This window comes from Virgibacillus sp. Bac330 (genome assembly GCF_003667845.1).
GTDB lineage: Bacteria > Bacillota > Bacilli > Bacillales > Amphibacillaceae > Virgibacillus > Virgibacillus chiguensis.
Window position 1 is genome coordinate 558,386 of the sequence record NZ_CP033048.1, and the last position, 21,854, is coordinate 580,239.

20 protein-coding genes and 2 riboswitches are annotated in these 21,854 nt (G+C 36.2%); of the genes, 13 read left to right on the plus strand and 7 right to left on the minus strand.

All coding sequences use genetic code 11. The features are described 5' to 3' along the window. The first annotated feature begins 41 nt into the window (after positions 1–41). The 3 genes from tnpA to D9780_RS02495 all read left to right on the plus strand — a co-directional run bounded on the left by tnpA (position 42) and on the right by D9780_RS02495 (position 2,841). On the plus strand, positions 42–473 hold the full coding sequence (gene tnpA, locus D9780_RS02485) for an IS200/IS605 family transposase (protein WP_121639172.1): 432 nt from the start codon (positions 42–44) through the stop codon (positions 471–473). A gap of 254 nt (positions 474–727) precedes the next feature. After that, positions 728–2,401, plus strand: coding sequence for an HNH/ENDO VII family nuclease (locus tag D9780_RS02490; RefSeq protein WP_121639173.1), 1,674 nt, complete (start codon positions 728–730; stop codon positions 2,399–2,401). Then, on the plus strand, positions 2,398–2,841 hold the full coding sequence (locus D9780_RS02495) for an SMI1/KNR4 family protein (RefSeq protein ID WP_121639174.1): 444 nt from the start codon (positions 2,398–2,400) through the stop codon (positions 2,839–2,841). The genes D9780_RS02490 and D9780_RS02495 overlap by 4 nt, the downstream gene beginning before the upstream one ends. Before the next feature lie 577 nt (positions 2,842–3,418). On the opposite strand, the gene D9780_RS02500 is transcribed toward D9780_RS02495, so the two are convergent. From D9780_RS02500 to D9780_RS02525, 6 genes are all read right to left on the minus strand, one after another. Then, positions 3,419–3,904 carry a hypothetical protein gene (locus D9780_RS02500; protein ID WP_073005761.1) on the minus strand — a complete coding sequence of 162 codons (486 nt, stop codon included), beginning with the start codon at positions 3,902–3,904 and terminating at the stop codon, positions 3,419–3,421. Then, on the minus strand, positions 3,901–4,692 hold the full coding sequence (locus D9780_RS02505; protein ID WP_073005763.1) for a DUF3100 domain-containing protein: 792 nt from the start codon (positions 4,690–4,692) through the stop codon (positions 3,901–3,903). The genes D9780_RS02500 and D9780_RS02505 overlap by 4 nt, the downstream gene beginning before the upstream one ends. 8 nt (positions 4,693–4,700) lie before the next feature. Beyond that, a complete protein-coding gene (locus tag D9780_RS02510; protein WP_121639175.1) occupies positions 4,701–5,987 on the minus strand; it encodes a zinc-binding metallopeptidase family protein in 1,287 nt (428 codons plus the stop codon). Between the two features lie 209 nt (positions 5,988–6,196). After that, a riboswitch (purine riboswitch) is annotated at positions 6,197–6,298 on the plus strand. A 698-nt stretch (positions 6,299–6,996) separates the two neighbouring features. After that, positions 6,997–8,046: a 2,3-butanediol dehydrogenase gene (locus D9780_RS02515; RefSeq protein ID WP_121639176.1), complete on the minus strand. Its 1,050-nt coding sequence runs from the start codon at positions 8,044–8,046 to the stop codon at positions 6,997–6,999. 187 nt (positions 8,047–8,233) lie between these two features. Continuing rightward, positions 8,234–9,115 carry a 4-hydroxy-tetrahydrodipicolinate synthase gene (dapA, locus tag D9780_RS02520; RefSeq protein WP_121639177.1) on the minus strand — a complete coding sequence of 294 codons (882 nt, stop codon included), beginning with the start codon at positions 9,113–9,115 and terminating at the stop codon, positions 8,234–8,236. Positions 9,116–9,226: 111 nt separating this feature from the next. Next, positions 9,227–9,406: riboswitch (Lysine riboswitch) on the minus strand. A gap of 230 nt (positions 9,407–9,636) precedes the next feature. Then, positions 9,637–10,176, minus strand: coding sequence for a CueP family metal-binding protein (locus tag D9780_RS02525; RefSeq protein WP_073005776.1), 540 nt, complete (start codon positions 10,174–10,176; stop codon positions 9,637–9,639). A 953-nt stretch (positions 10,177–11,129) separates the two neighbouring features. Here D9780_RS02525 and D9780_RS02530 point away from each other — a divergent pair. The 6 genes from D9780_RS02530 to D9780_RS02555 all read left to right on the plus strand — a co-directional run bounded on the left by D9780_RS02530 (position 11,130) and on the right by D9780_RS02555 (position 16,740). After that, positions 11,130–12,167: a lactonase family protein gene (locus D9780_RS02530; protein WP_121639178.1), complete on the plus strand. Its 1,038-nt coding sequence runs from the start codon at positions 11,130–11,132 to the stop codon at positions 12,165–12,167. Between the two features lie 187 nt (positions 12,168–12,354). Continuing rightward, positions 12,355–14,001 (plus strand): thiamine pyrophosphate-binding protein, encoded by a 1,647-nt coding sequence (locus D9780_RS02535; RefSeq protein ID WP_121639179.1) that lies wholly within the window; start codon positions 12,355–12,357, stop codon positions 13,999–14,001. Positions 14,002–14,060: 59 nt separating this feature from the next. Further along, positions 14,061–14,441 carry a carboxymuconolactone decarboxylase family protein gene (locus D9780_RS02540; RefSeq protein WP_084723532.1) on the plus strand — a complete coding sequence of 127 codons (381 nt, stop codon included), beginning with the start codon at positions 14,061–14,063 and terminating at the stop codon, positions 14,439–14,441. Continuing rightward, a complete protein-coding gene (locus tag D9780_RS02545) occupies positions 14,434–14,820 on the plus strand; it encodes a hypothetical protein (protein WP_073005783.1) in 387 nt (128 codons plus the stop codon). Before D9780_RS02540 ends, D9780_RS02545 begins: the two co-directional genes overlap by 8 nt. A gap of 6 nt (positions 14,821–14,826) precedes the next feature. After that, entirely contained in the window at positions 14,827–16,089 is a 1,263-nt protein-coding gene (locus D9780_RS02550; RefSeq protein ID WP_121639180.1) for a methyl-accepting chemotaxis protein, read from the plus strand. 171 nt (positions 16,090–16,260) lie between these two features. Continuing rightward, the gene (locus D9780_RS02555; RefSeq protein WP_121639181.1) at positions 16,261–16,740 is read left to right on the plus strand and encodes a hypothetical protein; all 480 of its coding nucleotides are present in this window, start codon (positions 16,261–16,263) and stop codon (positions 16,738–16,740) included. Here D9780_RS02555 and D9780_RS21575 read toward each other — a convergent pair. Continuing rightward, the gene (locus D9780_RS21575; RefSeq protein WP_162985766.1) at positions 16,726–16,824 is read right to left on the minus strand and encodes a hypothetical protein; all 99 of its coding nucleotides are present in this window, start codon (positions 16,822–16,824) and stop codon (positions 16,726–16,728) included. The two genes, D9780_RS02555 and D9780_RS21575, sit on opposite strands and share 15 nt — an antisense overlap. A 618-nt stretch (positions 16,825–17,442) precedes the next feature. Here D9780_RS21575 and D9780_RS02560 point away from each other — a divergent pair. From D9780_RS02560 to D9780_RS02575, 4 genes are read left to right on the plus strand one after another with little or no spacing between them, the layout of a single operon-like run. Further along, complete coding sequence (locus D9780_RS02560) at positions 17,443–19,554, plus strand: BglG family transcription antiterminator (RefSeq protein ID WP_162985767.1); 2,112 nt, start codon at positions 17,443–17,445, stop codon at positions 19,552–19,554. Between the two features lie 28 nt (positions 19,555–19,582). Next, positions 19,583–20,032 (plus strand): PTS sugar transporter subunit IIA, encoded by a 450-nt coding sequence (locus D9780_RS02565; RefSeq protein ID WP_121639183.1) that lies wholly within the window; start codon positions 19,583–19,585, stop codon positions 20,030–20,032. After that, a complete protein-coding gene (locus tag D9780_RS02570) occupies positions 20,029–20,301 on the plus strand; it encodes a PTS sugar transporter subunit IIB (RefSeq protein ID WP_073005794.1) in 273 nt (90 codons plus the stop codon). Before D9780_RS02565 ends, D9780_RS02570 begins: the two co-directional genes overlap by 4 nt. A gap of 39 nt (positions 20,302–20,340) precedes the next feature. Beyond that, on the plus strand, positions 20,341–21,636 hold the full coding sequence (locus D9780_RS02575; RefSeq protein ID WP_121639184.1) for a PTS ascorbate transporter subunit IIC: 1,296 nt from the start codon (positions 20,341–20,343) through the stop codon (positions 21,634–21,636). Positions 21,637–21,854: the final 218 nt, after the last annotated feature.

Sequence of the window (21,854 nt, forward strand, 5' to 3'; positions counted from 1 at the left end):
GCCTTATCTTTTTTGTCCATACTAAGTGAAGAGGTGAAAGTATGGAAGGATATAGAAAAAATAGTCATGCTGTGTATGATATTAAGTATCATGTCATATGGGTGACAAAGTATAGATATAAGGTTTTGGGCGGGCATAAAGCGGTGAGAGTGCGTGATTTGCTAAGACAAGGTTGTGAAGCCAGAGGAATTACCATATTGCAAGGAAGTGTTGGAAAAGATCACATTCATTTATTATTATCTTGTCCTCCAAGTATTGCTCCAAGTAAAATATTGCAGTATCTAAAAGGAAAATCATCGAGATTATTGCAGGATGAGTTTCCAGAACTTAAAAAGAAATATTGGGGGCAGCACTTGTGGGCAAGAGGATATTTTTGTGCCACCGTAGGAACGGTAACGGAAGAAATGATAAGAAATTATATAGCAAATCAATTCAATGAAGGTAAGGACGAAATATTCAGGATAGAAGAATGAGTTTAGTCTAGCTTGAGGATGCTTTAGCTAAGGCCTTTGAGCAGGACTTTAGCCTGGGAAACGACTTTAGTCGTCGACATTTATGTCTAAATCCACCTGCTTTAGCAGGTGGTTATTTAAGTAGTAAAAACCACCTATATAAAAACAAGGAAAAAAGACGCATGGTGTATGGGTTATTTTACCATTAGAATTTATATAGAGGAAGAAAACGGAAATGTCTTAATAACGAGGGAGAGGGAGAAGGAGGATAGTTTGTGAAGCGTGACTTACAAATTAATTATGGGGTTTTAGATGATATTATTGGAGAACTTCGGACATATAAGCGTGCTTTAGAAAAAATGGACGATTCACTTAATAAAGTGAGTACCTTTGTGCAAACAAATGAGGGAAAAAGTGTTGAAGCATGGGATCAGAACATTAGCAGCTCGAAAGAAAAAATTGCTAATTATGAAACACAGATCAATGACCTTTTATCCCTGTTTGAAAATTATGTAACAGACACGACGAGATATATCTCACCGATTTCAAGGAATACGATGATGCGTGTGGATCGTAATGATATTTGGGCGAATTTAAAGCAAATAGAGGGCGGTATAACGAATAATCTGTTTAAGGCATTAAACAAAAGCTATCAGCAACCTGCTTCATTTTTCGGTATGTTTGATGACCCAACGGATGCGGAAAAAGAAGCAAGTGAGATCAACCGACGCCATATGGAGCGAATCCAAACGAGTATTGAAGCAACAAGAAAAAAGCTGGAACGTAATATGGACGAGTTATGGGATTTATATAATTCTAAGGTAAAAAAATTTGAGAATGCGGATGATGAATACAATAACTTGGCCGGAAACGTAAAAAGGAAATATACGAATTTCTTTGAAGGTGTCATGGATGTTGTCAGTAGTGTAAACAAAGCTGTCGATGACTTTGAAAAAGGAATAGTAAACAGTATTGCGGGCATGGTTACGGGACTGCTAACCGTTGTTAAAGATGCAGGTGTTGTCGCCGTATCTGGCGTTGTTCCTGATCCTGTGGAGCCATCTTGGTTAAAAGATAGCGCAGATGAAACAGTTGATGCCTACACACGAGCTGCGATACAATTCTTACAAGACCCTATGCGTGCAGTGGAATCAACTGCCCAAGCCTTCACAGATACTGTGGAACAAGAGGGAGTTATGTACTTCACTGGTGCGACTATTCCAGCCTTAATACCAGGTAGTATGGCTGTCAAAGGAGCATCAGGCGTTGCAAAACTAGGCGCAGGCGCAGCAAGAAGAGCTCCGAAGTTATTGGATAGTAAGCCTTTTAGTGGTAATTATTATCGGAAAAAGGTAGATGCAGCTAAAGCTGGAATGGCTAAAGTGAGAGAGAAGTTCACTTTTGGTAAAGACTATGCCCTTTCAACTGGTGGCGCAAACTTTATACTTAGAGATAAAGAATTTGAAGATAAAGCTAGTACACAGATGTTCAATATGAAGGATGCTAGAGTACAATCTGGGAGTACCGGCAAATTAAATTCAACAAAAGATATTTATAAAGTATCACCAAGGGATATCCAACAAGCGCTAGAAGGCTATGAGCAAACTCATAAATTCGCAGCACATTTTAGAGGATTTGAAGTGAAAGCACAGCGTTCATTATCGCATATGTCTGATAAACAATTGATATATTCATTTAAAAAAGGTTACTCACCAAAGGATGGAGCAAATGATACAATTGTACTCCATCACCATGAACAAAAAGTTGAGGGACCAATAATTGAGATGCCAAGTAGATACCATGATTTAGGGAATAAAAGACAACATCCATTTGGAAATTCCGGTGGAGTTGGCAGTGGAGAAGGTAGGTTAGAATTTAATAAGTGGCGTAAAGAATATTGGAAGGCAAGGTATGCCAATGAAATGATTAAAAGGGGGCTTATTGAATGAAGAGAGAAATATTAAATGCCATTAATGAAGAGTTTGAAATGTTCCCAGAAGCTTTTGGAGGACCTCTTAATATTGTGGAAGTAAACCAAGCAGAAGATGAATTAAATGTAAAATTACCAAAGGATTTTAAAGAATTTCTTTTGAGATATGGTTCTGGAGCAGTTGGTGAGGCTATTGTTTTGGGATTAAAAGAGGCGGAGTTTGTTGCAACACCGTCATTTGTAGATAAATCACTACATTTTAGGAAGGTACTGCCCAAAGGATATGAGAACTTTACTGCCATTGGTATAGACGGTGCAGGAAATCCAGTGGGCTTTAATTTCCCTGATACAGAAATTATTACATTTGATTTTAATTTCGGTGGTAAAAAAATTATAGCAGAGAGTTTTGAGGAATACTTAGAAAAAGCAATTCATGAAGAATTAAATATACATTTTTAACATTCAAGATATTAGCTGTAACAAGGTTAAAGCTCAATATGGGTGTGTGGATAAAATAAAGGAAAACAGAGCTGGTATTTTCTATTAACAACACCATCTCCTATGATTTATTTAGATTATAGTTATAGGAGATGGTGGTCACGCTTTTTGGTAACGTGGCAAGCAAAATGGACTAAAATAATCTGTTGATCGTAAATCCTAAAAACTGTGTCAACTATTAATACAAAAGCATTTGAATACTAACTAACATCAACTGAAATATACTTGGTAGGTTGCCTAATAAAGAAAACTTGTCACAGAAAAACTTGGCGACAAGCCAAGTTTTTCTGTGTTCATACCAATTGATTCTAGTAGAAATGGAAATAAAGAATGATATAGTGATGTTTACTTCCTTGATAAAAAAGCTGAACAATCCTTTTATTATTGTTCAGCTTTTGCTATTTAATGAATGTTAATGTCTCTCTGGTTTTATGACCCTTAAATGGAATCATTTAACCAAGTAAGATTGCATTGTGACAAATAGTAGGTGTGTAAAACGATGATTCAAAGTTTACACGGTTTATAAAAGATAAACGGTCTAATTTCCAGATAAATGCAAGCCAATCTGTGCAAGTAAGGCACTGCCTGCATATGTTCCGGTAAAAACAAAGACGGCTACGATGGCAACTTTCCATGAAGTATTTCGTAAATCAACGAGACGATTTGCAACAGATATACCCGCAAAGGTTAATATTGGTGTAGTTATGGAAAGAAAGTCAACTGCTTGAATTGCTTGGACAAAAAAATCGGATAGTAAACATAATAAAAGCGAGGTAATCGAAACCCAGCCTAAGATCGGGAAATTGCGAATAAATTTCACCGAGGATTTTTGCATCATATCAGAAATGAAAATACCAATCATGGAAAAAAGCCACAATACACCAAGACCAGCAAAGGTCATTGCTGTTATAGGGGTTGATTCGGGATTTTTTATCAATTTAATTTCCATTGTAAACAAAATTAATGCTACACTTAAGAGAAGAATTAGACCATATTTGACATATTTATTCTTTTGAATACTCATTTTTTATCACCTCGAACTAGTTTCTTATACATAAATGCTTGAATAGGCGCAGCTAAAAATACCATAGTAAAGGTGCCAAGAAAACTAGTGAGAAGTTGGCTGGCAGAAGCATAGGCAAGAATGGTGCTTTCCATTTCAGGGATACGCGCGACTAATGTTGCTGAAGCTGCACTCATCATACTGCCTGATCCCACACCAGATGCCATAGCAAGTGCTTCAATTCGAATTCCTAAATCGAGTAAAATAGGTGCAAAAACACTAAAAAAGATAGCCCCAAATAATGTTCCAATAATGTAGATGGAAAGAACGCCTCGTCCCTCCTTAGATTCCAATGTGTACTTTTCTGAGATATATGCAAGCTCTCCCTCCCGGCCAATACCTAACGTAGCACCAATTGCTTCTCGGCGTAAACCTAACAAAAGAGCAACTGGTAACCCGATGAACACCGTTCCTAAATTACCAAGTTCTTGAATAATAAATACCCAACCGACCTGCAAGATGTCTCTAATTTGTGGTGCGACATCTGCTCCGTATCGTGCCATTAATGGCAGCATAATTAAAATAAGGTATGTGCTAGCAAAATGAATGTTCTTTTCACTGTATATTTTTTTCATGATTCCTTTACGAAATAATTTCAGACCTAAGAACATCGTTAATATAATGGCAAAAACTAAAGGGAGTAGTCCAATTGTAAACGAACCTAATGGTATAGCTTGAAAACCTATTAATTCAGAGATGGTAATAATAATTAGTGCAAAAGCAATTAAAAAAATCAAATTTTTGTTCATGTTCTGCCTCATTTCTTTGTTGGATTCATGTTATTTTGAACAATAGATGCGATTAGTTCTTGGTAAGCTGTATAGCTTTGTTTATATAGCTTTGCTTTGTCAATGCTTCCACTCATTTGTTCCAGTACTTGTGCTAAAAATCGCGGAAATATCTCGTAAATAAACGTAGGATCGACATCTATAAAGTCATCTCCATGGATGGTTCCAGTAAAGCCGCTATAGCCAATTTGTATACATGGCATCATAAAGGAAAGGTCACCTATATCACCGGCAGCGCTAATAAAATTATCGTTTAGTATTTCATCAATTTCAGTGTTTTTATGGAATGCTGCTTCAACAAACGTGGATAAATACCTATCTTGTACAAATGGTAAATAGCCCATTTGTGTATCAATCGTTACATTTCCTTGCAGAGCCATGGCACTTCCTTTCGCCGCATCGTCTAATTTTTCTGCTGTCGCTTTTAAATAGTCTACAGATTTCGTTCGCAAATCTGTTCCTACAACGATGTGATTTGGAATAACATTTGTAGACATATCTGATTCCATGATGATCGGATTAATTCGAACATGCTCTGACTCTTTTAATTGTTGACGACTAAGTCCGATTGCAGTATTAAATAACGTTGACATATGATACGCATTCTTAGAAGAAAATGGATCAAATCCAGCATGTGTGGCTTTCCCTTCAAAGGTGTATTTTTTGTATAAAAAACCAGCCAAATCGCAATTCATTTCAATGGTTCGTTTAGAAAATTCTCCGCCAATGGCATGCACACATATACTTAGGTCGATGTCATCAAAAATACCTAGTTTCATAGCTTCTGGTTTCCCACCATAATGACTAATTTGACCTTTTTGTAACAATTGCTGACGATAGGTTAAATCTAAGTATTCTTCTGCCGGTACAAAAACGAATGTAAGCTTGAAATCCAAATGTTTGTATGCCTTTGTTTTAAAGTAATACTGATAAAGCGCTAGAGCTATCGCTATTTGTGAGTAATGACCGCAGTTATGGGCTGCTCCTGTTTGCTCATCTGCATACATATGGGTAGGTGCATAGACTGCATCTAATTCAGCAATAAAAGCAATGTGTAAATCATCTGTTCCATTAGTTTCTAAGCTTGTCTTAAAACCAGTTAAACTAAAATGTTCAATGTCTATATTAGGGTTTACTGCCTTTAAATAATCAATGACTTGTTTTTTTGTACGTTTTTCTTTATATCCAAGTTCAGGATGATAATAAATATCCTCAGCTACCTGTTTTATGGCTGCATATTGTTGTTTAAATTGCATTTGGATGCCCCCTGTAAAATATGTCGAAAAAACACGAATTTATCTTATCACTATGTTGAAAGTTCGTCAATATCGAATGTTTTTAAGCATATATATTTTATTGTTCGTTTTTTAATTATTTAATAAGGTGGGAAACAAGGTAATATTTGATTTTTGCAACAAATGAACATAGGGTTGTTTTTTTAGAAATGAATGTTATACTTATCCCATTCAAATTAAATCGTAACTTTCATATAATCGCGGGGATATGGCCTGCAAGTTTCTACCGGTTTACCGTAAATAAACTGACTATGAAAAAGGTATGGCTTATGCCGTTATAGCATAGTCTATTCTTTGTTATTTCGTTAAAAGTTCGGAATACATTGCTTTTTCATGAAAAGGCAGTGTATTCCGAATTTTTTTATGGACTAGGAAATTATAAAATTTAGCAGCTGTGGATAAACCAACTAAGTTATTTAGCCACGTCCGGCGCAAGCGCCCAGCAACTAGGCGACTTCACTCCATTGCCTTACGATAAGTCATCATCGGTTCGTTCTAAATAGGAAGGCCGACTAAAGGCGGGCTTGCCGGAGACGAGGAATTTTGGAACTTATACACCTTATATAGTGCGATGCATATTGTATCTGCGCTTGTCTGGGGCAAGAAAATGGGCACATTTGAACAAATGCTTTCGTATTCAATGCATGTTATAGAAGATCATGATTGTTTTGCACGGATTGTTCCTAAATGGTATGAAAGAAGCGGGATGTAAAAAGTATAGGTGATATATGGAAAAGGAACTGTTGAAGTGTGTGTATACATCATCTTGTAAACATTTCTAATAAATTTGCTGAGTAAAAAACAAGGTCTATCCAAAAAGTATTTGGCTAGACCTCGTTCGTTTTTCACAAGTACACGTTTTTAATTAGAAAGCAATTGTATATTCTAGACGTTTTCACTTTTTTGTGAGCGTCAAGATACAGGTGCAGTTCTTAAAACAATGTAAACGTATATTTTTTCGTTGTTGTGCTTATTTTTCGCCACTTAGCTCAATTAAGATTTTAGCTTGTGACTTATCTGTAGATAATAATTCAAATCCTTTTTCTACAATGTCATCTAATTGAATTTGGTTAGTAATAACGGATTGTGGTTTTAATTGTCCACTTGCCATTAAGTCGATTGTTTGTTGGAAAGATGTTGGTGTGTACGCAATAGTAGAAGTGATTTTCACACCTTTTCCAGTTAGTTGCATTGGGTTCCACTCAATTGGTCTAGCAAAAATAGAAACGATGACCATCGTTCCACGTGGTTTTGTTACTTCAATCGATTGTTTGAAAGTAGGCGCTACACCAGCAACTTCAAATGAAGCATTGACACCCTCAGGGACGATATCGAAAACAGCTTTTACTGGGTCTGTTTCCCCTGAATTAATGACGTGTGTCGCACCAACTTCTTTTGCTTTTTCTAAACGTGTTTCAGATAAGTCTAATGCGATAATTTTGCTTGCTCCAGCTGCTCTTGCTGCTAGGATGGTTAACAAGCCAATTGGACCAGCACCAAATACTGCAACAGTGTCGCCAAATTGCATGTCAGCTTCTTTCACAGCTTGAACTGCTACTGCTGTAGGTTCAATTAATGCCCCATCTTGTAAAGTTAATGGTTCTGGTAAAAGATACACGTTGTTTTCTGGCACATTGGCAAAAGATGTGAATCCACCATCTGTGTGCAAGCCAACAAAAGAAAAACCATCATATGGATCAAGATCTTCTGATTTGTCGCCATGCGTAATAGTTGGATTTACAGCTACGCGGTCGCCTGGTTTGAAGTTTGTTACCTTTGCCCCAACTTCTTCAACGACACCAGCAAATTCATGCCCCATGGTAAGCGGCGCAATACCACCAGCTAATTCATCTTCTTTTTCTGTTGGAATAAATACTGGACCTTCTTCATACTCATGTAAGTCGCTACCGCATAGACCAGCCCATGCAACCTTTACTTTAACCTCTGTGTCTTTTAATGGTTTTTGTTCTCTTTCTTCTACGCGAATGTCTTTTTTTCCATACCATACTGCTGCTTTCATAATGTTGTTACCCCCAAAAGAAATTTTTTACAAACTAACTCCGGTATCATTGTATCGTAAATTTACAAATTTCGACACTTTTTTGTTTGGGGTAACGACAATGTAACAAATTGTTCATATTTATGACGTTTATCTTCAAGGGATTACAACTGTATAGAAGGTACTCACTTCATGGTATTGAATAAATCTATTTTAAAATGCCAGAGGCAGTAAGTTGTTGTTCTAGTGTATCCCATTCCATCTTTGTTAACCCTTGTATTGGCAGACGGACATCTCCAACCATAACGCCTAGCATATTTAGAGCACTTTTAACCGGAGCCGGACTTGACTGAGCAAACATTGCTTTCATTATTGGCAGTAATTTTTGGTGCAATTTTGCGCTTGTAGTGACGTCACCATTCCTAAAGTGCTGGATCATTTTCTGCATTTGGTTACCAATAATATGAGAGGAAACGGATACAATACCATTTGCACCAATGGCAATGCCAGGTAGCGTTAAGCTATCATCTCCACAGTATAAAGTGAAATTATCTGGAGTGTTAGAGATTATGGTTGTCATTTGATCTAAATTACCACTTGCTTCTTTAACGGATACAATATTTTTTATGTTGGAAAGACGATTGATCGTATCCGCTTCTACATGGACAGAAGTTCTGCCAGGTACGTTATAAAGCATTATTGGTAAATGTGTTGCGTTAGCAATCGTAGAAAAATGCTGATAAATCCCTTCTTGAGAAGGCTTGTTGTAGTAAGGAGTGACAAGCATAATTGCGTCGACACCAGTTTTTTCAGCCTGCTTGGTTAATTCAATGGAAGCTTTCGTATTATTAGAACCTGTTCCGGCTATTATTTTTGCTCGTCCTTTAGAAACTGTAACTACATGTTTAAATAAAGCGATTTTTTCATCATTGGTTAATGTTGGTGATTCTCCAGTAGTACCAGCAATAACTAAACCATCCGATCCATTTTCAATTAAGTAGTTGACAAGTTTTTCAACGGCATAAAAATCAATATTTTCGTTGTTGTCAAATGGTGTTACCATTGCAGTGATAACTTGGCCAAAATTCATTACTTCACACCCTTTTTTAAAATTATAGTGTAGGTAACAAGGCAATTTTGTCCGCAAAAAAGCAACAGCGACGGCATATCGCTGCTGCTTTGAAAGTGTAAAAGCTTCATGCGTCTAGATAGCCCTCCATATAGTTACCTATATGACAGTCCTGTATTTGTTCAATAGCAGAACCAGCTGTAGAAGCAATGAGTTCTCTACAACTTCGGCAAGGCACCCTTTTCACTATTTTCTATGGATCTCATTATCCTCCAAAAGTGTACTTTTGAGCCTCGCACCTCTATCCTTATTTCAATAACATTTTGAAATAGGAATATATTCGATTGTCTGTACTATAGCAGATTTCCCCTTGTTATGCAAGAACGCTTTTTAGATGAAGAAATGCGTTTTATCTATAAAAATCCTAAAGATTAGCATACTTTGGTCCATTATCTATTTATAAATTGAAATCTAATCTTAGGCGTGCTTGCAAGCCACCTCTTGTCTAAAGTTCGTTGATCTAGGCTTTAGCTAAGTGATACCTACGTTAATTGCATATTGGTAAGGCAAGTTGGGTCTTCTGTATAGGAGGAAAATTCTGATACAACTTGTTTGCCATCATGCTTAATTGTAATCGAGTAATCTTTATCTCTAGGAACCCATAAGTCAATAAAACCATTTGCCAAAGACATTACTTTTTCATCGACAACGACATTACCATCTTCATCTTCAATATATACATCAAATTCTTTCTCTACCATTTCACCTTGGCATCCTGTTAAACTATGGTAAGTACAAGGATGCGTTTGTTCGACAAATGGAGCGATAGAAACGAAAAATTCATCTTTAGGGAGTTCATAGCTTTTTTCTTTTCCAGCTGTAGTATTTACAATGAGCTCTTCCCCAGTAATCGAAGCTGATTCTGCTTCTTTTTTGTCCGTGCTGTAATCGTTTACTAATTGTTTAACGTCTACTTTATCACTATTCTCTTTAGTTTCACTTGTATCGTCGTTATTACATGCTACTAGTATTAGCGCGAATAGTGATAGTAGCAAGAAGGGTAGTAAGGACTTTAATTTCAATATCTTTACCTCCATTTTCACACTATAAAAAAAGTAAGCATGCTTATAGTGTATTGTTTTAGAAAAGTATAGCAAATCGTACATTAGGTAATCAATTATTTGCTAGCAGTATTAATGGGATTTATCCGTACTGTGTTTGTAAAAATTGGTAAATATCATAAAGGGTAATTACAATTAAAAACAAAGAAGCATATAAATCTGTCGGATTAGCTATTTTTGATGTAGTTGCTTTAGGTATTCCGCTATATATTCGCAGTTGGTTTAAGCAACCAAAAGAAACGTTTAAATTAACACTTATTATATTCCCTATTATTTTCTTATTCATATGGTTGATTTATTCTCTGTGAAAACTTTCTTTAGCACTAGGGTCCTCTCCAATAATTAAAGGCAATATTAGGCAATATTAGTAGATCCATTGATAGGTAAAATGGAGAAATTGTAAATAATATGGTTTTTAACGTTTTTAGCCAAGAAGTCTCCATCTTCAAGCGTGTGAAGGGTGAAATCCCAGCGGTAAGGTGGAGATGAATTGGCTTTCGGTCAAGTACGTCTTTAGACGTGCTAATTGACCGAACGCATGTTACCATAAGAGCATGAAGTGTTCTTTGAAAACTGGATATATGAGGTTGCATGGAGAAACTAATAATGCGAAAACCAAGCGAATCCTTCCATGCGTAAAATATCCAAGGTACGAAAGAAACTCCGATTCGTTGGACATCTAGGGCAGGAACTTCCCGAAGTAACGCTCATGGAGACGAAAGGTTGCTTTCGTCGTGGAAATGAGAAGCTCCCACTTCAAGCGAAGCTAAGTGGTGAGTAGTTCACTGATTGATACGTAACCCTTTACTAAAGTAATCAGGATATTAAGAAGTTTCTCCCTCTCCGTGTTTTACTTTTTATTCATTTGCGCTTAGACTTTAAGTACACATCTCTTTAAAAAGGAAGGTATCATCATGAAAAATAATTTTCTTGGATATGCAGGGACTTATACGCGTAATACAAGTAAGGGTATCTATCGTTTTGAATTAGATCCAAAAGCGAAAAAAATAACAGCAGTTGAAGTAGCCGCTGAAGTTGGGAGTCCAACGTATGTAGCCGTTAGTGAGGATAACCGTTACTTGTTCTCCATTGGACAAGACGGAGATTTAGGCGGTGTACAAGCTTATCAAATAAAACAAGAAACAGGGGAACTAATAAAAATAGATGAACAAATGACAGAAGGGAAATCCCCATGTCACTTATCCATTTATGACAATCAAATAGTTACTGGTAATTACCATAGAGGAGAGGTAGTTTTATACGCTTTTGAAGATAACAAAGCATTAGTAACTGCGTCCGCTATACAACATAGCGGTGATGGTCCTCATGAGCGTCAAGAAAAATCACACGTTCATTTTGCTGGATTTACGCCAGATCATAACTATGTAGTCGTTTGTGATCTAGGTACAGATGAGCTAGTAACCTACCGTATAGAAGATAATAAACTTGTTCGTCATCAAACACGAACCGTAAAACCGGGAAGTGGTCCAAGACATATTGTATTTCATCCCAATGGGAAAACAGCGTATTTACTTACGGAGCTTAGTTCAGAAGTAATTGTGCTAGATTATGATGCACAAACAGGAAGTTTTTCAGAAAAGCAAACCGTGCTTGCGAAACCAGCAGATTTCACAGAAACAAACGATGCTAGTGCGATTCATATCTCGTCAGACGGGAAATTTGTTTACACTGGTAATCGCGGTCACAATAGTATCGCGCTATTTGAAGTAGATGCAGAAACAGACGAATTAACCTTTATAGAATTCACTGCAACAGGCGGAGAGTGGCCACGTGATTTTGTATTAGATCCTAGTGGGTCCTTCATTGTTGCTTCCAATCAGCATAGTGGAAACTTAGTTTTATTTGCACGCGACCAAAAGACGGGAAAATTAACACCAATGGATTCTACTGTCGAAGTTCCTGAAGTAGTCTGTGTGAAATTTTTAAACTAGTTTTACATTGCTTGAATATACGAAATAACAGTATTACAATTACTAATCCGTTAAAGACTTGGCTTTAAGCCAAGTCTTTTTGGTTTTTCAGCTAATAAAATGAAGAAATGACTAAATATACCATAATATCCACCGATATAAACAAAGCAAAAGCATAAAACATCTTCTAAGGAGGGGAGCAAAAAATATGTTAACCGTTGCAGCACAAATCGTAGAAATCTTAAAAGGACAAGGCTGCCAATATGCCTTTGGAGTTCCAGGTAAGCCTATTGTGCCACTCATTTTAGAAATGGAACATCGCGACATGAATTTTGTATTAGCACGACATGAATGTAGTGCTGGTTATATGGCAACAGGCTATGCCTTGAAAAATGATAGTTTAGCAGTTGCTATTGGTACATCAGGTCCTGGAGGAACGAACCTTCTTACAGCCGCAGCACAAGCAAAAGCATATCATGCACCTGTCTTGTTTATTACTGGTCATCCACCATTAACGGATATGGGTAAGCCAGTTGGTCAAGACTCAAGTATGTTTGGTACGGATTTAACAGAAATGTTTCGTTCTGTAACGTTGTTTAGCGCAAAGGTAGAGGATGCAAACCTGTTAAAAAAATATATGCAGTACGCTTTAGAACGAGCCTTGCTTGGAGAAAAAGGGCCAGTACATTTATCCATTCCCCTAGATGTACTTATTGATAAGATAGCCCCATTCACATCGCCTATAAAGCTAATAAATGATACTCCTATTTCCGGGAATCTGAAGCAAGCAGCCCACATATTGCAAGATGCGAAACGCCCTGTTTTATTGTTAGGAAAAGGGGTTCACATAGCTAAGGCTTACCGAGAAGTAATGCAGTTTAGCGAAAAATGGAATATTCCGGTCATGACTACACCAGGAGGTAAAGGCACATTTCCCACAAAACATCGACTTTCATTAGGGGCGTATGGACTAGGTGGTACGGAAGCCGCTACTGCTTATATGGCTGAGGGTGTAGATGTGATGGTTGTTATTGGTTCTAAGTTGACGGATATGTCAATAGCTGGATTGGCAAGTGAACAATACCCTAAAACAATGATTCATTTTGATCAACAGGCTGATTTTATCGGAAAGTCTATTTTAGTAGATACTGTATTTGTTAAAGGAGATGCAAAAAAGAATCTTCAGCAGTTAAATACGAACTATACTTCAAATAGGGAAACGCCCCATTTAAAGCCGTATTGGCAAAAAGAAATACGTGATATAGAAGAAAAGAAAAAAGACCAAGCTGCATACCGAAATTTATCTACAGCAGAAGTTATGAAATGTTTAAGAGCCGTATTACCTGAGGAGACCGTTGTATTTGGAGATGATGGTAGCCATACTTTTTATGCTATTAAATATTTTGATATTGTAAAATCTGGTACTTTCTTTTTTGACGATGTATTTGGTGCAATGGGGCACGGGATTAATTTTGCAATTGGAGCAAAAATAGCTGCGAAAGCAACACCTGTTGTTAGTTTTACAGGTGATGGCTGTGTGATGATGCAGGGAACGGAAATATCGACAGCTGTAAACCAAAAAATTCCAATGATTTTCTATGTGTTTAATAATGGCATGCTTGACATGGTAGATAAAGGCATGCGTTATAACATTGGTAGATCAGCAGGAACAAGGTATACGACTGCAATGAATGCAACATTGTTTGCTGAATCTCTAGGCGCAATCGGTTATCGTTGCACAGAAATGGAAGAAATTGTCCAAGCAACTGAAATAGCGTTAAAAGAGCGACAAACAGCAGTTATTGAAATCCTAGTGGAAAAAGAGGAAGTCCCTCCAACATTAAAACGTGGGTAAGGTGGAAATTTGCCATCTTTCCCTTCTTCATATGAATACCAAGATAGGAGATGAACATATTGAACAAACAAGAAAGAGGATGGAAGCAAATTGAAGAATTAGCCGGTTCTAAAGGAATAGATGCGATGAAAGAAGTTGAAAAGTTCTCGCCACGTTTAGCTAAGCTTGCTTTAGAATTTGGCTATGGGGATGTTTATCACAATGATTCGCTTGATTTAAAGCAACGAGCGCTTATTACATTATCTTCTTTAATCACCCAAGGAGATGCTGGAAGAGGGTTAACCTATCATTTCCATGCAGCGCTAAACGTAGGTGTTCATCAGTCGGAAATTTTAGAATTAATAAATCATTGTAGTGCTTATGCAGGATTTCCAAAGGCAATTCATGCATTGCATATTTTTAAATCAGTAGTTGAAGAAAGGGAGAAGAACAATGGCTAAGTATGAAATGAAAGTGTATAAAGATGTACTATATTTTAACTACTTTGAAATGGCTGGGACGAAAGAGGAAGCTGAGAAGCATGCAAATGCAGTAAAAGAAGTTTTACAAAAACCCGAAATAAAAAAATTCCTTAATGATAATAGCAAAATTATAGGTGTAGCTAAGCCAGAGGTAAATATGGTATGGGGGAAATTTATGGAATGGGTAAGCAGTAATATTGAGAAAAATGCTACTGTAGCACCAAGTGTGGCGCTAAAAATGCAGTTGAATCGCTTATCTAGAACAGCAGGTACATATGACTCCATACGAGCTTTTACGAAATTAGATGAAGCACTGGAGTTCATGGGTATTCCAGAATTCAAAATAAATGAAGGATGAAAAGAGATGAAAAAAGTAGGAAGAAGCTTAACGGTTTATCAAACATTATTATTGTATTTGTTTTTATTTACTTTAATTATTACCTTTATACCTTTGGTTACACTTTTCATATTCATTATCTCAGATATTAGTTTAAAATCTATTTCTGCAATAATCGGGCTATCTATTGCAAGTTTACTCTCCCTGTGCTTTGCCTATATGTATGGACATTTTCTGTTTTCTCCGTTTAAACAAAATGTAAAAGATATAGATGTTAGCGGAGATGATTCTCTCCACCATCCTGTGTATAAGTGGGTGAAGGAGTGGATAATGAATACAGAGAATAATTCAGTAAATGAACAAGATCGACAAGTAATGGAGTTAGTTGAACAAACAGCTGCATCTTCTCAGCAGTTGATGTCTACAACGGAAGAGACGACGAAAGCAACAGGCGAAATTTCTGCGTCCATTCAAGAATTAGCTTCTGGAGCCGATATGCAAACACAATCCATTCAAACGATTAATGATTCTTCATCGCAAGTCTTTTTTACGTTAACGGAAATAGATGAAAGTACGAAATTTGTAAAAGAGACGTCGAAAACGGCTAAGAAAAATGCGAAAAACGGAAGTGATGTTGTTTTTAGTGCTACCGAGCAAATGGATGAGATAGCGAAGCAAGTGGATGATTCTATTCACGTCGTCAATGATTTAAAAGAAAAAATGAATCAGGTTGGAGAAATATTGTCGCTTATAACGGATATATCGAATCAAACGAATCTGCTTTCTTTAAATGCTGCAATTGAGGCTGCGCGTGCGGGTGAGCATGGGAAAGGGTTCTCTGTAGTTGCTGAAGAAGTTCGCAAATTAGCAGAGCAAACAAATGCAGCAACAGCTAAAACACAGCATCTAATTGATGAAATTCAAGGTGGAACAAAAGAAGTTATTGATGTCATTCAGGAAAGTGGAAATACGATTAAACAAGGTGTATCCAGAAATGGTGAAATTTCTCAAGTATTTCAGCTTATTTCTCAAGATGTGGATGTAGTTGATGAATTTATTCAAGATTTATCAGAAGCTGTTCATGAGGTAAAGGAAAATATGAATGGCGTTACTTCATCTATGGAAGATGTATCTAGTGTTGCGAGTCAATCGACAGCTAATCTCCAAAATATTGTAGCCGTCGTTGAGGAACTAAATGCGTCTATGCAGGAAGTATCTTCTTCAGCCTCATTACTAGCTGATATATCGACGAAATTAAATGATCAAGTCGATAATGAGTTCAATAAATAGGATTTTTTTAATTAAGCGTAATGGGGTCAGCTTGTATTACTAAATTTGCTAGTGATTAAAACTTGTGCTTTGATCTTTCTTATGTGAATTTTCGATTTATTATTGTTTTATTTGGGTAAATTAGCTAAGATAGGTGGTAATAATTAAATTAATTGTTCAAAGGGGAATTTAATGTCAAAACGCAAATACGTATTGATTGGCATAATGTTAATGGTGTTTTTTGTTATTGGGTATTTTAATATATCACTAACGTCATTGCCAACTACATTTGTGAATGTATTTAAAGATAACCTTACAAATGAGGAAAAATTTGAACAAGTAAATAGAATAGAGATTCGACAGGGTGGTATAGTAACCGAAGACTTTGAGTATATTGCACCTGAGAATGATAGCGTGTTAACCTTAGACAATGAAGATGAAATTTATCAGATATTAAATAGTGATCTTCGTATTTATAATGGCGGAAGAATTGAAGATAATACAAATAGCGTTTTTTATTTATTTATCCGTTTTAAAGATGGAACGGAACAGCAGTACAAAATAGCGAAAGAATATATTGTAGTGCCTACCCCAAATAACAATAAGATTTATAAGGTTTTAGATGACAATAATGAAATATATGATTATCTTATGTCATTATATAATGAATAGATTTATCATCATATAATGAATAGATTTATCATCTTTATTTTTCAGGTTAAGCCATGATAGCATTTCAATAATCACGGCATTCATTTTATTATTAATTGTTTCTTCACCATATTTGCCTTTTCAGTGTTTTGATCAGATCGCTTTAGCAACTGAAAATAATTAAAATCACCAGTGTGTGAAATGGTGGTTTGCTCCGCGACTGAAAGCCTTTGTTGCCGGACTCAGCCTAAAAGACTCACTGAATATGCGGGTGCGTTATTAAATGGTTACAGTATGTACATCTTTTGATGTCCCGATTTACGAAAAAAAAGGGGCTGTCGCAAAATGCATATTATGCATTTGCTGACAGCTCCTTTTTCTATATGAGATTGCTCGTTTTAAGATGCATTATTTTATTTATGGTGATAAAAGGAAATTAAATCGGTTATTGACGCACTTAAAAAAGCCTCGCCTTTTTTAAAAGATAAACGTAGCGAGCGGAGCGAATCAACTAAAGTTTTTAGGAATCATGCTCCTGCAACAGGAGTAGCCCCCCCGCCCTTCGGCAAGCCTTCATCTTCTCCTTCATATGCAAATAAATTGACCTCCGCCCATTTATTGCACAAACCCCTGTGATATTTTTGGTCTTATGGGAATAGAAATGTTCGCTTATAATAAAATTAAGACATACTACTAATTCATAAAATGGCAGGTGGTAAATTCATGAACCAACGTAGTATGGCAGTACTGAATATGTTAGTTGAACAAGAAGGATATCTTTCAAGTGAACAGCTGGCGAAAGCATTTCACGTTTCGAGAAGAACGATTTATAACGATATAGGAAAAATCAATGATTGGCTTAAAAAGCAAAAGTTGGAGATCGTGAAACAAGTGAGAGCAGAGGGCTTTTATCTAGAGGCAAGTACAAAAGAAGCTCTAAGTCAAACGGATTCGCTCGTTCAAGCTCATTATTATGAGTATACAAAAGAAGAACGCAAAGCATGGATATATTTGCATATTACATGCAGTTCTAAAACTTATTTTCTTGAAGATTTTCAAAACCTTTTTCAAGTAAGTAGAAATACAGTATTAGAAGATATAAAGGCATTAAAAAACGAAATTCAACTTGAGCAATTACAAATGCATACTAACCGAAGACAAGGGTACCATATTATAGGAGAAGAAATAGACGTTAGAAAAACAATTACTCAATATCTTTCTGTTGTTACTCCAATGGACAATTGGTACAGCCTATTACATTATCCACATGCACATGAAAAAGACCTGCCACCAACGTACACTATATTTAATGTGAAAGTCCTGCAGCATATTCACCGTCATCTCATTAAATATGAGCAACGATTTAAAATTGAAATTATTGATGACGTGCTAAACAGTTTAGTACTCTGGTTTCATTGTTTTATAAAGCGAGTGGAACAAGAGGCTATTGTCCAAATAGATCCTATCGAGAAGGAAATTATTGAGACAACGGATGTTTACGCAGGTGTACAAACGCTATGTCAAGAATTATTAGCAAACGACATAGATGATACAGATAAGAAAAAAGAGAGTTATTATTTCGCTAAATATTTACTCAGTGCGAAAGTGAATTATGATTTGACGCCAAATAAAGAAGATAGCGTTATGAAGTCTTTAATAGATGTAGTTGAAAAAATGGTCAATGATTTTCAACTCTATGCGGCAGTGGAATTTGATGAACCGAAACAGATTATGGATAATTTGCTCCTTCATCTAAAACCTGCATATTATCGAATTATGTATGGAATTAAATTAGAAAATACATTGCTGGATTCGGTTAAACAGACATATCCAGAAGTTTTTCAAATTACAAAGCAAGTGATGAAACATTTTGAAGAGCTTATTGAAAAAGTAGTAGATGACAATGAGATCGCTTTTATTGCTACTCATTTTGGCGGATGGCTTCGAAGGGAAGGGGTTGTTCTTGAAGATAAACCTAAGCGTTTATTAATCGTTTGTACGAATGGTTTAGGAACCTCCAAATTACTAGAGAGTCAATTATTATCACTGTTTTCGAATGTTGAATTTCAAGGTGTAACGTCATTAAGAGAATACCAACAAATGAATTTGGCTGTTGATTTTATTGTTTCAACCATAGGTCTTCCAGATCGAGGTGTACCTGTGTTTGTTGTTAGCCCTGTATTAAACAATGATGAGAAAGAACAGTTGTTGAAAAACGTTAATAGTTTATTTTCCATCAATGCTCGACAAGAATATTCCGTGGAAACGCTTTTAGATATCGTTCATCGCTATGCTACTATTCAGAAAGAAGATGAGCTGCGAAAAGAATTAAGGAGATTTTTGTATACTCCTGAACAGATAGTTAGGAATCCTCAAAAGCAAAGTTTACAACAGTTATTGCCTATTCATCATGTTCAATTGCAAACTAGTGTTTCTACATGGCAACAAGCAATTACTTGTGCAGCTCAACCTTTAGTAAAGGAAGGGTTTATTAATCAACGTTATATAGATGACATGCTGCAAGCCGTTGATAAGAATGGTCCTTACATTGTTATTTCTGACCAATTTGCTTTGCCTCATGCTGGTCCATCAAAGAATGTATTTCAAACGGGGTTAAGTATGCTTTGTTTGAAACAACCGGTAAATTTATTAGGCAAAGAAGTTTCAATTATCGTTGTCTTAGCTTCTAAAGATAACGAACAACATTTAAAAGCGTTAGCACAGTTAACGAAGTTGTTTTCTGAAAAAAATAATAAAGAGCTCGTAATGGAGGCTAAGGATACGTTTACTATATATGAATTAATTAAACAGTATTCGCAAAGCATATTGGAATAGCAGAAAGAAAGACAGGTGTTTGCATATTATGAAATTTTTAGAAAAAACTATTATACAGCTAGATGTAGAAGTGAAAAGCCCAGAAGATGCAATTATGAAAGCAGGCCAATTATTATTGAAAGATGGGTTGGTTGAACCATCTTATGTAGAAGCTATGAAGCAAGCTTATAACAAGAATGGGCCCTATTTTGTCTTAGCGCCTCAAATTGCAATTCCGCATGCACGGCCAGAAGATGGAGTAAATGAAGCAGCTGTTTCATTAGTACAATTAAAAGAAGCCATATCTTTTGGACATGCGATTAATGACCCTGTACGTTTAGTATTTGGGCTAGGTGCTTCATCAAGTGCAGAGCATTTAACGCTGCTACGAAAACTAACAACATTATTAAATGATCCACAAAATATTGAGCAATTGCTTGAAGCAACAACAATAGATGAAGTTCAAAAAACGATTAGAAATGGAGAGATGACAAGATGAAAGTATTAACAGTTTGTGGTTTAGGACAGGGAACAAGTTTAATCTTAAAAATGAATGTGGAGCAGGCTTTAACAGATATTGGAATACGTGCAGATGTAGAGCATATGGACGTATCAACAGCTTCTAGTATGGATGCTGACTATATCATTACAAGTAATGAATTAGCTGAAAGTCTGCAAGGGCATAAGGCAAAGATTGTTATTGTTAATAACTATTTTGATATGGATGAAATTAATGAAGCTATCAAAGAAAATATGGAAGCCTCTTAATCTTTAAGAGGTTTCTATAAAAAATAGGAGGAAAAAGTAATGGATATTATTTTTTGGGTTGCCACGAATGTGTTTGGAGAAGCCGCCATATTATTAGGTTTTATCGTTCTTTTAGGATTACTGTTGCAAAAAAAATCAGCGAGTCAAACGGTCAGCGGTACATTTAAAGCGATTATAGGGTTTTTAATAATTAGTGCAGGTGCTGGCGTTATTGTAAACGCATTAACCGTATTTGAGCCGCTATGGAAAGAAGTTTTTAATTTATCGGCGGAGCCTCTTGGTGATTTTATGGGTCAGGAAGGGTTTAACGCAAAGTATGGAAGTGCTGTTACGTTAGCAATGACGCTGGGGTTTGTCATTAACGTCCTTTTAGCTCGATTTACCAAATTAAAATATATTTATTTAACCGGGCATATGATGTTTTGGACAACCACCATTTTTGCAGGTGTAATCGTTCAAGCTGCTGGCGATGTTTCATTTTCAAAGCTCGTTATATTCTTAAGTATATTTATGGGGTTATATTGGACTATTCAACCAGCTTTAACACAACCATTTATGAGAAAAATTACCGGTAATGATAATATTGCCCTCGGACACACTTCTGCTTCTGTTGCTTTATTAGGAGCTTTAGCTGGTAAAGTGATGGGAAACAAAGAAAATGATTCAGAAAAAATAAAACTTCCTAAAGGATTGGAATTCTTAAGGGACTCAAACGTTATAACTGCATTGACCATGGGATTATTATTTTTAGTTGGAGCCATCATTATATCGTTTAAAGATACTCCCGGGGCTCAAGAGTTAGTGGCAGCAGCAGGTGATAAAAACTTTATTATTTACTCGATTATTCAATCCTTCACATTTGCAGCGGGTATTGCAGTTGTTTTGCTAGGTGTACGAATGTTTATTGGTGAAATGGTTCCAGCATTTAAAGGAATAGCGACAAAGATTGTACCTGGTGCAAAGCCAGCTCTAGACAGTCCAGTCGTCTTCCCATATGCACCAAATGCTGTTATTTTAGGGTTCTTAGGTTCCTTTGTAGGTGCGCTAATTTGGCTTGTCGTGTTAGGAAATACTGTTGGCTACGTTTTTGTTCCAACGATGATCGTATTATTTTTCCATTCAGCAACAGCAGGTGTATTTGGAAATGCGACTGGAGGAGTACGTGGTGCATTAATGGCAGGATTTATTACTTCAACTGTTGTAGCATGGGGGCAATTTATTATGGTGAAAATGCTTCTATCTGATACCATTCCTGATACAGCGATGTGGGCAGCGGATTCAGACATGTTCATCTTAGGACCAATTGTACGTTTCTTATCCCAATTATTTTTCTAAATTAAAGAAAACGACACTTATGATTGGTTTCAAGTAGAGAGGATGGAGCATATCATCAACTGCATGCTCTAAAGTTGAGCTATGTATTATCTTCAATAAGTAAAATGACGGCTATCGTCATAAAGACTTAAGCGATAGCCCAGTTTTTCTAACACGATACGAAAGTATAAAAGTTAAAAGGTTTATAGTATAAGAAAAACTACAGCTTTCGTCAAAAG

Excerpts from the sequence above, each read along its gene's own strand:
- D9780_RS02535 (WP_121639179.1), top strand. The coding sequence starts at position 12,355 with ATGTTAACCGTTGCAGCACAAATCGTAGAAATCTTAAAAGGACAAGGC.
- D9780_RS21575 (WP_162985766.1), bottom strand. The coding sequence starts at position 16,824 with ATGAATGCCGTGATTATTGAAATGCTATCATGGCTTAACCTGAAAAAT.
- D9780_RS02515 (WP_121639176.1), bottom strand. The coding sequence starts at position 8,046 with ATGAAAGCAGCAGTATGGTATGGAAAAAAAGACATTCGCGTAGAAGAA.
- D9780_RS02565 (WP_121639183.1), top strand. The coding sequence starts at position 19,583 with ATGAAATTTTTAGAAAAAACTATTATACAGCTAGATGTAGAAGTGAAA.
- D9780_RS02530 (WP_121639178.1), top strand. The coding sequence starts at position 11,130 with ATGAAAAATAATTTTCTTGGATATGCAGGGACTTATACGCGTAATACA.
- D9780_RS02550 (WP_121639180.1), top strand. The coding sequence starts at position 14,827 with ATGAAAAAAGTAGGAAGAAGCTTAACGGTTTATCAAACATTATTATTG.
- D9780_RS02575 (WP_121639184.1), top strand. The coding sequence starts at position 20,341 with ATGGATATTATTTTTTGGGTTGCCACGAATGTGTTTGGAGAAGCCGCC.
- D9780_RS02555 (WP_121639181.1), top strand. The coding sequence starts at position 16,261 with ATGTCAAAACGCAAATACGTATTGATTGGCATAATGTTAATGGTGTTT.
- D9780_RS02560 (WP_162985767.1), top strand. The coding sequence starts at position 17,443 with ATGAACCAACGTAGTATGGCAGTACTGAATATGTTAGTTGAACAAGAA.
- D9780_RS02510 (WP_121639175.1), bottom strand. The coding sequence starts at position 5,987 with ATGCAATTTAAACAACAATATGCAGCCATAAAACAGGTAGCTGAGGAT.
- tnpA (WP_121639172.1), top strand. The coding sequence starts at position 42 with ATGGAAGGATATAGAAAAAATAGTCATGCTGTGTATGATATTAAGTAT.
- D9780_RS02570 (WP_073005794.1), top strand. The coding sequence starts at position 20,029 with ATGAAAGTATTAACAGTTTGTGGTTTAGGACAGGGAACAAGTTTAATC.
- D9780_RS02495 (WP_121639174.1), top strand. The coding sequence starts at position 2,398 with ATGAAGAGAGAAATATTAAATGCCATTAATGAAGAGTTTGAAATGTTC.
- D9780_RS02545 (WP_073005783.1), top strand. The coding sequence starts at position 14,434 with ATGGCTAAGTATGAAATGAAAGTGTATAAAGATGTACTATATTTTAAC.
- D9780_RS02505 (WP_073005763.1), bottom strand. The coding sequence starts at position 4,692 with ATGAACAAAAATTTGATTTTTTTAATTGCTTTTGCACTAATTATTATT.
- D9780_RS02500 (WP_073005761.1), bottom strand. The coding sequence starts at position 3,904 with ATGAGTATTCAAAAGAATAAATATGTCAAATATGGTCTAATTCTTCTC.
- dapA (WP_121639177.1), bottom strand. The coding sequence starts at position 9,115 with ATGAATTTTGGCCAAGTTATCACTGCAATGGTAACACCATTTGACAAC.